The following is a 12,858-nucleotide window of genomic DNA, read 5'->3' as shown; positions in this document are numbered from 1 at the left end:
TCCACGGCTTGCGCTTGGCGCGACGACACGCTTAACGTCGCGCGCTAGAGCATGATCCGTCGCATCATGATCAATGAAAACGTTGAGACCGACTTGATGACCCGCATTGCCGTTGGCGGCTTCCTGCACGAGACCAATACCTTCGCGCCGACGAAGGCAACCTATGACGACTTCGTGCATGGCGGCGGCTGGCCCTCGATGGCGCACGGCGCCGACGTGCTCAAGGTCATGCGCAAGATCAATGTCGGCCTCGCCGGCTTCGTCGAGGCCGCGGAGGCCAGTGGCTGGGAGCTGGTGCCGACGATTTCGGCGGCTGCGAGTCCGTCGGCGCATGTGACAAAGGATGCGTTCGAGCGGATCGTGAAGGAGATGGTCGATGGCATCGCCGCGGCCGGGCCGATCGATGCCGTCTATCTCGACCTGCACGGGGCGATGGTGACCGAGCACCATGACGACGGCGAAGGCGAAATTCTCGCCCGCGTCCGCAAGGTGATCGGCAAGGACCTGCCGCTGGTCGCGAGCCTCGACCTGCACGCGAACGTCTCGCCCGAGATGATCGCACATGCCGATGCGCTGATCGCCTACCGCACCTATCCCCATGTCGACATGGCCGACGCCGGCCGCGCCTGCGCGAGACATCTGGCGCTGCTGCTCAAGACCGGCCAGCGCTTTGCGAAAGCGTTCCGGCAATTGCCGTTCCTGATCCCGATCAGTTGGCAATGCACCAACGACCAGCCGACCAAGGGCATCTATCAGAAGCTCGCCGCGCTGGAGAGCGATGCCGTGCCGACGCTCTCGTTCGCGCCGGGCTTTCCGGCCGCCGACTTCAGGGATTGCGGCCCGAGCGTGTTCGCCTACGGCCGGACCCAAGCCGATGCGGACGCAGTGGCCGACCGCATCGTCGCGCTGGTCGAAAGCCATGAAGACGATTTCGACGGCCGCATCTATTCGCCCGACGAAGGCGTGCGGCTGGCGATGGAGCTCGCGCAATCAGCGAGCAAGCCGATCATCATCGCCGACACCCAGGACAATCCCGGCGCGGGCGGCGATTCCGACACCACAGGCATGCTGCGCGCGCTGGTGCGCAACAAGGCCAGTGCCGCGACCGGCGTGATCTACGATCCGCAATCGGCGAAGGCCGCGCACGCGGCCGGCGTCGGCGCGACCGTCACGCTCGATCTCGGCGGCAAGTCGGGAATTCCCGGCGACGCGCCGTACAAGGAGACCTTCGTCGTCGAACAGCTCTCCGACGGCAAGTTCGTCGCACCTGGCCCCTATTATGGCGGCCGCGACATGGACATGGGGCCGTCGGCCTGCCTCCGCATCGGCGACGTCCGCGTTGTCGTCGGCTCCTACAAGGCTCAACTCGCCGACCAGTCGATGTATCGCTTTGTCGGCATCGAGCCGACGTCGCAGAAGATCCTGGTCAACAAGAGCTCGGTGCACTTCCGCGCCGATTTCGAGCCGATCGCGGCAAAACTCCTGATCTGCGCCGCACCCGGCGCGATGCCGGCGGATACCGCCTCGTTGCCCTGGAAGCATCTGCGTCCGGGCATTCGCATCAAGCCGAACGGTCCTGCCTTCACGCCCACCTCCCCATCACGCACCAACGGATAGAGAGACCATGCCCACAATTGAGCGCATCGACAGCTTTGCCGACGAACTCACCGCCATCAGGCGGGATTTGCACGCGCATCCCGAGATCGGCTTCGAGGAAGTGCGCACGTCCGGCATCGTCGCCGACAAGCTGCAGAGCTGGGGCATCGAGGTGCATCGCGGCCTCGGCGGCACCGGCGTGGTCGGCGTGCTCAAGGGCAAGGGCAACGGCACCAAGAAGATCGGCCTGCGCGCCGACATGGACGCGCTGCCGATGGAGGAGAACACCAATCTGAAGTGGCGCTCGACGATTCCCGGCCGCTTCCACGGCTGCGGCCATGACGGCCACACCACGATGCTGCTCGGCTCGGCCCGCTATTTGGCCGAGACCCGCAACTTCGACGGCACCGTGCACTTCATCTTCCAGCCGGCCGAGGAAGGCCTCGGCGGCGCGCGCGCGATGATCAAGGACGGCCTGTTCCAGAAGTTCCCCTGCGACGAGGTCTATGGCCTGCACAACGCGCCCGACCTCAACCATGGCGAGATCGCCATCCTGCCGGGTCCGGCAATGGCCGCAGCCGACTTCTTCGACATCAGGATTCAGGGCTACGGCGCGCATGGCGCGATGCCGGAGCGCTCCAAGGACGCGGTCGTGATCGCAATGACACTCGGACAGGCGTTGCAGTCGATCGTCAGCCGCAACGTCGATCCGCTGCAGGCTGCGGTGCTGTCGATCACGCAAATCCATTCCGGGTCGGCGTACAACGTCATTCCCGGCGAAGCCTGGATGTGCGGCACGGTACGTTGCTTCTCCGACGAGATCCGCGCGCTGATCCGCAAGCGCATGCGCGAAATCTCCGCCGGCATTGCGGCGGCGTATGACGCCGAAATCTCGGTCGAGATCCGCGACGGCTTCAGCGTATTGGTGAATCAGGAAGAGCAGTCCCGCGTCGTCGAGGACGTCGCGCGCACCGTGGTCGATCCCGCCAAGGTGATCACCCGCTCGACGCCGAAGATGGGCAGCGAGGATTTCGCCGACATGATGCAGGCCGTTCCCGGTGCCTATTTCTGGGTCGGCCATGACGGCTCGGTGCCCGTGCATAACCCCGGTTACGTTCTCGACGACAAGATCCTGCCGATCGGCGCCAGCATGTTCGCCCGCATCATCGAGAAACGCTTGCCGGTAGGTGCCCATGCATAAGGCCACTCAGGACGCCATCACCTCGCTGCACGACCTCTCCGCCGTCGACCTGCTCGCCGGCTATCGTGCGAAGCAGTTCTCGCCGTCGGAGGTCCTGGAAGAGATCATCGCCCACGTGGCGGCATGGGAGCCGCACATCAAGGCGCTGTACCTCTACGATCCGGACGGGGCGCGCAAGGTTGCGAAGGCCTCGACCGGGCGCTGGAACCAGGGTGAGCCCGCCGGCACGCTCGACGGCGTTCCCGCGACCATCAAGGACAATGTCGCAACCAAGGACCAGCCGGTGCCGCTGGGTTCAGCGAGCGTCAAGCTCGCGCCGGCGCTGAAGGACGCACCGCCTGCCGCGCGGTTGCGCGAAGCAGGCTGCGTGATCTTCTCCAAGACCACGATGCCCGACTACGGCATGCTGTCGTCGGGCCTGTCCTCGTTCCATCCTCTCACCCGCAATCCCTGGGATGTCAGCAAGAACCCCGGCGGATCGAGCGCCGGCGCGGGCGCGGCGGCTGCCGCCGGCTATGGCCCACTGCATCTCGGCACCGATATCGGCGGCTCGGTGCGGCTGCCGGCCTGCTGGTGCGGTCTCGTGGCGCTGAAGCCGAGCCTTGGTCGCGTGCCGATCGACCCGCCCTATGTCGGCCGCGTTGCCGGTCCCATGACCCGGACGGTAGACGACGCCGCGCTGATGATGAGCGTGTTGTCGCGCCCCGACCGTCGCGACGGCATGAGCCTGCCCGCCGCCCTCGAGGTCAACTGGAAGGCGCTGGAGAAGGCGCCGCGTAAGCTGCGCATCGGCCTGATGCTCGATCTCGGCGTCGGCCAGAAGCTCGAGAAGGAGGTTCGCGACGTCGTCGTCAAGGCCGCGAAGGCCTTCGAATCCGCCGGCGCCGTGATCACCGAGATCGACGGCATCCTGACCCAGGAGATGCTCGAAGGCCTCGACAATTTCTGGCGTGCCCGGATGTGGGACGATCTGTCGAAGCTGCCGGCGGCCGAGCGCGACAAGACACTGTCCTACATTCTCAAATGGGGTGAGGCCGGTGCGAAGCTCTCCGGTGTCGACGTCGTGCGCGGCTTCAACCAGACGATGGCGATCCGGGCGGCGGCGGCGAAGCTGTTCTGCGAGATCGACTACGTCATCTCGCCGGTGTCGCCGGTCGTCAACTTCCCGGCGGAGTTCGCCGCGCCGCTCAACGATCCGGCAAAACCGTTCGAGCACATCTGCTATACCGTGCCGTGGAATATGTCGGAGAATCCCGCGCTGTCGATCAACGGCGGCTACGACAAGAAGGGCTTTCCGATCGGCGTCCAGATCGTCGGCCGCCGCTTCGACGACATCGGCGTGCTCGGCATGGGCAAGGCCTTCGAGAGCCTGCGCGGCGCGCAGAAACCGTGGCCGACGCCGCCGAAGAAATAGCGCCTCAACGCAAGTCGCGATGCGCGGAGCCCTTCCGCGCATCGCGCTTCTTTCCAAGGGATGCATTGCCGGGTTATCTGGATGACGAAGCGCATTGCGCTTCATCCAAGAAAACCGAGAGGAAATCATCCCCATGGCGTATGAGACGATCAAGTACGAGGTCGCCGAGCAGATTCTCACCATCACGCTGAACCGGCCCGACCAGCTCAACGCCTTCAACGCCACGATGCAGCAGGAGCTGATCGACGCGTTCGACAAAGCCGACAAGGATGACGACGTCAGGGCCATCATCGTCACCGGCGCGGGCCGCGGCTTCTGCGCCGGCGCGGACTTGTCATCCGGCGCCAACACCTTCGATCGCGACGCGCGGCGCGGGCCAGTGCGGCGGAATGCCGACGGCAGCGTCGACTACAGCGATCCGCAGGTGCGCGACGGCGGCGGCCAGGTGACGCTGCGCATCTTCAAGTGCCTGAAGCCGGTGATATCAGCGGTGAATGGTCCGGCGGTCGGCATCGGCGTCACCATGCAGCTTGCGATGGACGTCCGCATCGCCTCCGAGGCCGCCCGCTTCGGCTTCGTGTTCTCCCAGCGCGGCATCGTGCCGGAGGCCGCCTCGAGCTGGTTCCTGCCACGCATCGTCGGCATCTCGCAGGCGCTGGAATGGTGCTATTCAGGCCGGGTCTTTCCGGCGCAGGAAGCGCTTGCCGGCCGGCTCGTCAGCAAGGTGGTGCCGCCGGACGAGCTGTTGCCGACGGCGCGTGCGCTCGCCAGGGAGTTCGCCGCCAAGACGGCGCCGGTGTCGGTGGCGCTGATCCGCCAGATGATGTGGCGCATGATGGGTGCCGACGATCCGATGGAAGCGCACAAGGTCGACAGCCGCGGCATCTACGCCCGCGGTCGCTCCGACGACGTCAAGGAGGGCGTGGTGTCGTTCCTGGAGAAGCGTCCGGCACAGTTCAAGAACAAGGTGTCGTCGGACATGCCCGACTATTTCCCGTGGTGGCAAGAGCGCGAGTACAAGTGAGCGAACGGCGTCCCCGCGACGTCGACACCTGGCGGCGTCGTCCTGCTGCGCGACATCAGCAGGACGGCGCTTTCTTCGACAACGAGCTACTGAGTCAATCGTGGGGTGGGCAAAGCGAAGCGTGCCCACCACGTCTTGCGTTACTCACGGTGGTGGGCACGTCGCTTGCGCTCCTTTGCCCACCCTACGGCTCTTCGGCGACGAGCTATCGGGTCAGCAGCGCCACGCGCCCGATCGCCTTGCGTTCGATCAGGAGCCGCATCGCCTTCGCGTAATCCTCGAGCGGTAGGCGATGTGAGATGTTGGGCCGCACCTTGCCGGCTTCCGCCCACTCGCTCAGCGCCTTGAATCTGACCTCGCCGAGTGCCGGGTTCTTCCGCACCGCCTCGCCGGCGCGAACGCCGAGTACGCTCGCGCCCTTGATCATCAGCAGATTGGTGCGGGCAAGGCCGATGCCGCCGGTGAAGCCGACGACGAGGATCCGCGCGCCCCAGTTGATGCAACGCATCGAGTTCTCGAACACCTCGCCGCCGACGGGATCGAACACCACGTCGGCGCCGCGGCCCTCGGTGAGGCGCTTGACGACATCGCGGAAGGGTTCGCGTTCGTAGAGCAAGACGTGATCGGCGCCACGTGCTTTCGCAATGGCGAGCTTCTCCTCGCTGGAAGCCGCCGCGATCACGGTGGCGCCGAGCAGCTTGCCGATCTCGACCGCAGCGAGCCCGACGCCGCCGCCGGCACCGTGCACCAAGAGCACCTCGCCCGGCTTGATCTGGCCGCGGTCGATCAGCGCGTGGTACGCGGTGCCGTGCGCCGCGAGGAACGTCGCTCCTTCCGCATAATCGAAGGTCGATGGCACCGGCACGAGCTGCGATGGTGTCGCGACGGTCTCGTCGCAATAGGCGCCGAAGCGCATCTTGACGATCACCCTGTCGCCGACGGCGACAGCAGCCGCACCGTTGATCTCGACCACATCGCCGGCGGCTTCCGAGCCCGGCGTGAACGGCAGCGGCGGCTTGAGCTGATACTCGCCCGCGGCCATCAGAATGTCGGGGAAATTGATCCCGGCGGCGCGGATCGCGACACGGACCTCGCCCGGCTTCAGCGGCGCCGAGGCGAAGCTTTCCAGGTGCAGACGCTCGGGCGGCCCGAGCTCGCGGCAGACGACGGCTTTCGGCATCAGGCAGCCCGCGCGTTGAGACGTGCCAATGCCTCGCGGATCAAGGGCAGACGGTCGTTGCCGAAATACATGTCGGTCTTGTCGATGAAGATCGTGGGCGAGCCGAAGCCGCCGCGCGCCATCACCTCATCGGTGTTGGCCTTGAGCTGGTCCTTCACCGCCTGGTCGCCGATCCCGGCAAAGAACTTTGCGGCATCGATGCCGAGCTTGCCGCAGATCTCGGTCAACACCGCGTCCTGCGAGATGTCCCTGTCATCGCCCCAATAGGCTTCGAACACCGCGCGGGCGAACGGCACCATCGCCTCGTTGCCGAGCCAGATGCAGCCGCGCATCGCTTTGACGCTGTTCACCGGAAACACGGTCGGCGGCATCTTGATCGCAAGCCCCGCCGAGCGCGCCCAATCGGCCAGATCCTTCTTCATGTAACGCGCCTTCAGCGGCACCGGCTTCTCGCGCTGCGCGTAGACTGACGGATTGACCGTGTTGAAGATGCCGCCGACCAGGATCGGTCGCCAGGTGATCTCGGCGCCGAACTCCTTCGCCAGCGGCTGGATGTTGTGCCAGGCGAGATAGGTCCAGGGGCTGGAACAGTCGAAGAAGAATTCGATCATGGCGTTTCCTTTGTTCTCGCTTCTCTCAATCCTCATCCAGAGGAGCGCGGAGCGCGTCTCGAAGGATGAGGCTACCATCCGAGCCTCATGGTTCGAGACGGCTACGCCTCCTCACCATGAGGGGTTATAGCGTCATTTCCTCTCGGAAAGCTCCTTCGCCCTCTGCCCGAACATGTTCTTGCGTGCCTCTTCGTCGAACGGCTCCTTGACGAACTTGCCGATCGCAAGCCCCGCCTGCACCTGCGGACGGGCGCGCACGGTCGCGTACCAGCGCTTGACGTTCGGGTAATCGTCGAGGGTGAAGCCTTGCGCCTTGTGGGTCATGGTCCACGGGAAGCAGGCGATGTCGGCGATCGAGTAGTCGTTGCCGGCGACATAGGCGCCGGTCTTGCCGAGCTGACGATCCAGCACACCGTAGAGCCGCGCCGCCTCGTCGCGGTAACGCTCGATCGCGTAGGGAATCCTTTCGGCGGCATAGAGCGCGAAATGGCCATGCTGGCCGAGCATCGGCCCCAGGCCGCCCATCTGCCACATCACCCATTGGATCACGGCCGACCGCGCCCGCATCTCTTGCGACAGGAAACGGCCGGTCTTGTCGGCGAGATAGATCAGGATGGCGCCGGTCTCGAACACCGAGAACGGACCGCTGCCGTCGGCCGGCGCATGATCCACGATCGCGGGGATACGGTTGTTCGGGCTGATCGCCAGGAATTCGGGGCGAAACTGCTCGCCGGCCCGGATGTTGACCGGGATGACCTTGTACGGGAGCCCGAGTTCCTCCAGCATGATCGAGACTTTCCAGCCGTTGGGCGTCGGCGCGTAGTGCAGGTCGATCATGGGCGTCCTTATTCCCCGTCGCAGAGACTTTTGTTGTTCTGTACCTCCACCTTAGGACATGGCACACAGGCGCTCAATCCGAACCGCCCGGGAGGCACCCATGCTGTTTCCAACCACGATCGCAGGCTCCCTGCCCAAGCCGGAATGGCTGGCCGAGCCAGACATGCTGTGGGCGCCGTGGAAATCGCAAGGCGCGGAGCTCGCCCGCGCCAAGCGCGACGCCACGGTGCTTGCGGTCAAGCTGCAGGAGGATGCCGGCGTCGACATCGTCACCGAGGGCGAGCAGGCGCGGCAGCATTTCGTGCACGGTTTCCTGGAGAAGATCGAGGGCATCGATTTCGCCCACAAGGTCGAGATGGGCATCCGCAAGGACCGTTATAAGACAATGGTCCCGCAGGTGGTCGCGCCGCTCAGGCTCAAGGGCCGCGTCCACGACGCCGAAGCCCGCGCCGCACGCGCGCACACGACGAACAAGCTGAAGTTCACCCTGCCCGGCCCGATGACCATCATCGACACCATCGCCGACCGCCACTATGGCGACCGCGTCAAGATGGCCTTTGCGTTCGCTGAACTCTTGAACCAGGAAGCCAAGGCGCTGCAGGCTGACGGCGTCGACATGATCCAGTTCGACGAGCCGGCCTTCAATGTCTACATGGACCAGGTCCGCGACTGGGGCATCAAGGCCCTGGAGCGCGCGGCCGAAGGGCTGACCTGCGCCACCGCCGTGCACATCTGCTACGGCTACGGCATCAAGGCCAACACCGACTGGAAGCAGACTCTCGGCGGCGAGTGGCGCCAGTATGAAGAGACCTTCCCGGTGATCGACAAGAGTTCGATCCAGCAGGTCGCGATCGAATGCCGCAATTCGAAGGTGCCGCTGGAATTGCTGGCCGCGCTCCCCGGCAAGATCGTGCAGGCCGGCGTGATCGATGTCGCCAGCGACGAGGTCGAGACCGCCGAAGATGTCGTCAAGGTGATCGAGGCGGTGGCGAAGTTCGTGCCGAAGGGCAACATCATCGCGACCACCAATTGCGGCATGGCGCCGATGCGGCGGGATATCGCCGAAGCCAAGCTGATCGCGCTCGGCGCGGGCGCCAGGCTGGCGCGGCAGCGCCTGGCGTAAGCGCTGCGCCGACAGGTCACCTGAGCGCGGTCGCCGCGCTCGGGCGCAGCACCGGCCGGTAGCCGGCCCGGAATGCATGAACCGTTGACGGCGGCGTCAGCAGCATGGCGGGAGCGATCACGTCGGCAGGGCTATAGCCGGCAAATGACCAGCGCAATGTCTTGCGATCGGCGACGAGATAGCTGTCCCCGTTCGCCTGCACCATCGTGCCATCGGGTAACTCGTCGACCGGCATCGGCAACGGATGCAGCCGTTTCTTGCCACGATCGAGCCGCTCGGCGTGCAGCACCGCATCCATCGCCTTGGCGCTGAGATCGCTGACGCCGTTACCCTCCTCCCAGGCGGCGCGAAAGCGCTTGGCATCGTCACGGCGGCAGTAGAAGCAGGGCCGATGCCCGGCGGCAAATGCGGTCGCCTCGTCAAGGAAGAACAGTTCGGTCCAGCTCTGCCGGCTCATCACCTTGCGCCGCCGTCCCCTGAACTCGCAGACGCAAGTGAGCCAGGCCGGCGTCGACCAGCGCTTGTTCAGCAGCGTTCGCGTCGCGGGATTATGGATGATGCCGCGATTGCCGGTGAACATCCCGCGATGCTCGGTGGCGACGATGTCACCGGTCGGCGTGACGCGGTTTTGCAGGGGCATGGTTCTTACTCCTCCCTCGCCCCGCTCTTGCGGGGAGAGGGTTGGGGTGAGGAGCTGCTTCCGCAAAGATATAAAGATATAGTGAGAGATGTACACGCGGTGAGCCCCTCGCCCGGATCGCGTCATGCGATGCGATCCGACCTTTTCCCCGCAGGCGGGGCGAGGTGACTTCTTACGCCGCGCCGTCGCGGATCGGCGGCTGGAACGACAGCGCGGTATCCCATGGAAAGAAGATCCAGGTGTCCTGCGACACCTCGGTGATGAAGGTGTCGACCAGCGGCCGGCCCTTCGGCTTGGCGTAGACGGTGGCGAAATGCGCGTCGGGGAGCATCTCGCGCACGAGCTTGCCGGTCTTGCCGGTGTCGACGAGATCGTCGACGATCAGAAGACCCTTGCCGGTGCCGCCGCCGAGCTTTGCGGTCTGCTGCGAAATGCTCTTGAGCACCTGCAGGTCGCCCTGCTTGTCGTGGTCGTAGCTCGCCACGCAGACGGTGTCGATCACACGCAAGCCGAGCTCGCGCGCGACGATCGCCGCCGGCACCAGCCCTCCGCGGGTGATCGCGATCACCGCATGGAACGGCCCGACCTCGTTGAGCCGCCAGGTCAGTGCCCGGCAATCCCGGTGGAATTGATCCCACGAGACCGGAAAGGGCCTGCCGGCCCGTTCCTGCACGCTCGGTTCCGAATTCTTCTCAACCATGCCGTATCAACCTGCCGCTGGCTTCTTCTGCGCGGCCTGCACCTGCTTCAGCATTTCTTTCACGGCGCCCATCGCGGCCGCAAGCTTCTCCGGATCGCGCGAGCGCACCACCAGATTGGTGTTCGGCTTCTGATTCTCGTCCTGGAATGGATAGCTGCCGATGATCGTGTCGGGATGCGCCTCCGCGATCGCCCGCAACGGGCCGCCGATGTCGCCTTCCCGCGCATCGGCACGCACCGAGTCCGACAGCATGCGCACGCCGGACTTTAAAGTGGGCGCCACGATGTCCATCATCGCCTGCATGATCGTCGGGATGCCGGCCATCACGATGACGTTGCCGAGCTTGAAGCCCGGCGCGAGAATGGTCGCGCTCTGGATCAGCTCGGCGCCGTCAGGCACGCGGGCCATCCTGAGCCGGGCCTCGTTCAGATCCTGTCCGCTCCAGCGCTCCCTGAACCGCGCCACCACCTCCGGGTGATGGCGGATATCAACGCCAAACGCCTTCGCCACGCTGTCGGCGGTGATGTCGTCATGGGTCGGCCCGATGCCGCCGGTGGTGAACACGTAAGTGTACCTATGCCGCAGCGCATCAAGGGCGGCGACAATATCGGCCTCGTCATCGGCGACGACGCGCACCTCCTTCAGATCGATGCCGATGTTGGTCAGGTACTCGGCGATAAAGCCGATGTTCTTGTCCTTGGTCCGGCCGGACAGGATCTCGTCGCCGATCACCAGAAGTCCTGCCGTGACGATCTCGCTCATGTTCTCATTCCTTAAACTTGGTCCCCCTGACATTGCCGGTCCAATGCTTTGATGTCACGGGGTTTTGCCGCCGAAATAAGCAGTTCTTCGCCGGTTTTTCAGGCAGTCCGCCGGGTCATCCCCGGCAAATGCCGCAAGGCAATGCATACAGCGCTGGCCCGCCCCTTGCTACCATCCCGTCAAGTCATGCACTGTGTCACACGGCTTCGGAGGGCGGCGGGCTTTATGGCAGTTGCGTTCGATGAGATGAACGGCCTCGGCGACGATCTTCGCCCGGCCTACCTGGAGCTCTCCCGCTGGCTCAAAGAGACGCCGCCGGATGCGCTCGAATATCGGCGGCAGGAGGCGGAGCTCTTGTTCCGCCGGATCGGCATCACCTTCGCGGTCTATGGCGATGCCGAAGCCCAGGAGCGGCTGATCCCCTTCGATGTCATCCCGCGCATCATGTCCGCGAACGAATGGACGCTGCTCGAAAAGGGTCTCAAGCAGCGCGTGCTCGCGCTCAACATGTTCCTCAAGGACATCTATCACGGCCGCGACATCCTGCGCGCCAACGTCGTTCCCGAAGACCTGATCTTCCAGAACCCGGTGTTCCGTCCGGAGATGAACGGCCAGCACGTGCCGCACGACATCTACGTGCACATCGCCGGCATCGACATCATCCGCACTGATCCGGAAAACTTCATCGTGCTGGAGGACAATGCGCGCACGCCGTCCGGCGTGTCCTACATGCTGGAAAACCGCGAGATCATGATGCGGCTGTTTCCGGACCTGTTCGCGCGACACCGTGTCGCGCCGGTGGAGCGCTATCCGGACGAATTGCTGTCGGCGCTGCGCTCGGTGGCGCCGCACAGCGCTTCCGCCGAGCCGACGGTCGCGCTGATGACCCCGGGCGTCTACAACTCGGCCTATTACGAGCATTCTTTCCTCGCCGACAAGCTCGGCATCGAGCTGGTCGAAGGGCGCGATCTCATCGTCAAGAACGATGAGGTGTTCATGCGCACCACCGAGGGGCTGAAGCGGGTCGACGTGATCTATCGCCGCGTCGACGACGATTTCCTCGATCCCCTCACCTTCCGTCCGGATTCCGCGCTCGGCGTGCCCGGGCTGATGTCGGCCTATGCCGCCGGCAACATCACGCTCGCCAATGCGGTCGGCACCGGTATCGCCGACGACAAGGCGATCTACTCCTACATGCCCGACATCGTGAAGTTCTATCTCGGCGAGGATCCGATCCTGAAGAATGTGCAGACCTGGCGCTGCCGCGACGCGCAGGATCTGTCCTACGTGCTCGACAACCTCGCCGACCTCGTGGTCAAGGAGGTGCACGGCTCCGGCGGCTACGGCATGTTGATCGGCCCGGCCGCCACCAAAGCGACCATCGAGGCGTTCCGCGACAAGCTCAAGCGCGAGCCCGAAGGCTTCATAGCCCAGCCGACGCTGGCGCTCTCGACCTGCCCGACCTGCACCGACAAGGGGCTCGCGCCGCGCCATGTCGATCTCCGGCCGTTCGTGCTGACCGGCTCTAGCCACACCACCATCGTGCCGGGCGGGCTGACCCGCGTGGCGCTCAAGGAAGGCTCGCTCGTGGTCAATTCGAGCCAGGGCGGCGGCACCAAGGACACCTGGATTCTGAGTGAGTGATTTGAACCAGAGCACGGCGCGGGCGCACTCCTTCCCCCTGAAAGGGCGGGGCCATCGCATACGCCCGCTTTGGGCGGCTGCGCACGTATTCGGCCTCGTGGTTCGAGACGCGCCGCAAGCGGCGCT

The 12,858-nt window shown here is 65.0% G+C and carries 12 protein-coding genes; 6 read left to right on the top strand and 6 right to left on the bottom strand.

Features of this window, described 5'->3' with window-relative positions; all coding sequences use genetic code 11:
* Positions 1–96 precede the first annotated feature (96 nt).
* The 4 genes from P6U25_RS14080 to P6U25_RS14065 all read left to right on the top strand — a co-directional run bounded on the left by P6U25_RS14080 (position 97) and on the right by P6U25_RS14065 (position 5,235).
* Positions 97–1,617: a M81 family metallopeptidase gene (locus P6U25_RS14080; protein ID WP_407151763.1), complete on the top strand. Its 1,521-nt coding sequence runs from the start codon at positions 97–99 to the stop codon at positions 1,615–1,617.
* Between the two features lie 7 nt (positions 1,618–1,624).
* Complete coding sequence (locus P6U25_RS14075) at positions 1,625–2,797, top strand: M20 aminoacylase family protein (protein ID WP_407151762.1); 1,173 nt, start codon at positions 1,625–1,627, stop codon at positions 2,795–2,797.
* Complete coding sequence (locus P6U25_RS14070; RefSeq protein ID WP_407151761.1) at positions 2,790–4,211, top strand: amidase; 1,422 nt, start codon at positions 2,790–2,792, stop codon at positions 4,209–4,211. The genes P6U25_RS14075 and P6U25_RS14070 overlap by 8 nt, the downstream gene beginning before the upstream one ends.
* Positions 4,212–4,344: 133 nt before the next feature.
* The gene (locus P6U25_RS14065; protein WP_407151760.1) at positions 4,345–5,235 is read left to right on the top strand and encodes a crotonase/enoyl-CoA hydratase family protein; all 891 of its coding nucleotides are present in this window, start codon (positions 4,345–4,347) and stop codon (positions 5,233–5,235) included.
* A 205-nt stretch (positions 5,236–5,440) separates the two neighbouring features.
* On the opposite strand, the gene P6U25_RS14060 is transcribed toward P6U25_RS14065, so the two are convergent.
* From P6U25_RS14060 to P6U25_RS14050, 3 genes are all read right to left on the bottom strand, one after another.
* Complete coding sequence (locus P6U25_RS14060) at positions 5,441–6,415, bottom strand: NADPH:quinone oxidoreductase family protein (RefSeq protein ID WP_407151759.1); 975 nt, start codon at positions 6,413–6,415, stop codon at positions 5,441–5,443.
* Positions 6,415–7,026 (bottom strand): 2-hydroxychromene-2-carboxylate isomerase, encoded by a 612-nt coding sequence (locus P6U25_RS14055; RefSeq protein WP_407151758.1) that lies wholly within the window; start codon positions 7,024–7,026, stop codon positions 6,415–6,417. Before P6U25_RS14055 ends, P6U25_RS14060 begins: the two co-directional genes overlap by 1 nt.
* Positions 7,027–7,158: 132 nt before the next feature.
* Positions 7,159–7,863: a glutathione binding-like protein gene (locus P6U25_RS14050; protein WP_407151757.1), complete on the bottom strand. Its 705-nt coding sequence runs from the start codon at positions 7,861–7,863 to the stop codon at positions 7,159–7,161.
* Positions 7,864–7,963: 100 nt separating this feature from the next.
* On the opposite strand from P6U25_RS14050, the gene P6U25_RS14045 reads away from it, so the two are divergent.
* Positions 7,964–8,986, top strand: coding sequence for a methionine synthase (locus tag P6U25_RS14045; RefSeq protein WP_407151756.1), 1,023 nt, complete (start codon positions 7,964–7,966; stop codon positions 8,984–8,986).
* A 16-nt stretch (positions 8,987–9,002) separates the two neighbouring features.
* On the opposite strand, the gene P6U25_RS14040 is transcribed toward P6U25_RS14045, so the two are convergent.
* From P6U25_RS14040 to P6U25_RS14030, 3 genes are all read right to left on the bottom strand, one after another.
* Positions 9,003–9,626 (bottom strand): hypothetical protein, encoded by a 624-nt coding sequence (locus P6U25_RS14040; RefSeq protein WP_407151755.1) that lies wholly within the window; start codon positions 9,624–9,626, stop codon positions 9,003–9,005.
* Between the two features lie 172 nt (positions 9,627–9,798).
* Positions 9,799–10,326, bottom strand: a complete 528-nt coding sequence (gene gpt / locus P6U25_RS14035; protein ID WP_407151754.1) for a xanthine phosphoribosyltransferase — start codon at positions 10,324–10,326, stop codon at positions 9,799–9,801.
* Positions 10,327–10,332: 6 nt separating this feature from the next.
* The gene (locus tag P6U25_RS14030) at positions 10,333–11,088 is read right to left on the bottom strand and encodes a competence/damage-inducible protein A (protein ID WP_407151753.1); all 756 of its coding nucleotides are present in this window, start codon (positions 11,086–11,088) and stop codon (positions 10,333–10,335) included.
* 225 nt (positions 11,089–11,313) lie between these two features.
* Between P6U25_RS14030 and P6U25_RS14025 the strand changes: the two genes are divergently transcribed.
* Positions 11,314–12,732 carry a circularly permuted type 2 ATP-grasp protein gene (locus P6U25_RS14025; RefSeq protein WP_407151752.1) on the top strand — a complete coding sequence of 473 codons (1,419 nt, stop codon included), beginning with the start codon at positions 11,314–11,316 and terminating at the stop codon, positions 12,730–12,732.
* Positions 12,733–12,858 lie beyond the last annotated feature (126 nt).

This window comes from Bradyrhizobium sp. ORS 86 (assembly GCF_045571475.1).
Classification (GTDB): Bacteria; Pseudomonadota; Alphaproteobacteria; order Rhizobiales; family Xanthobacteraceae; genus Bradyrhizobium.
The sequence above is the reverse complement of the archived record's forward strand: the minus strand, read 5'-3'. Positions and strand labels throughout refer to the sequence as shown.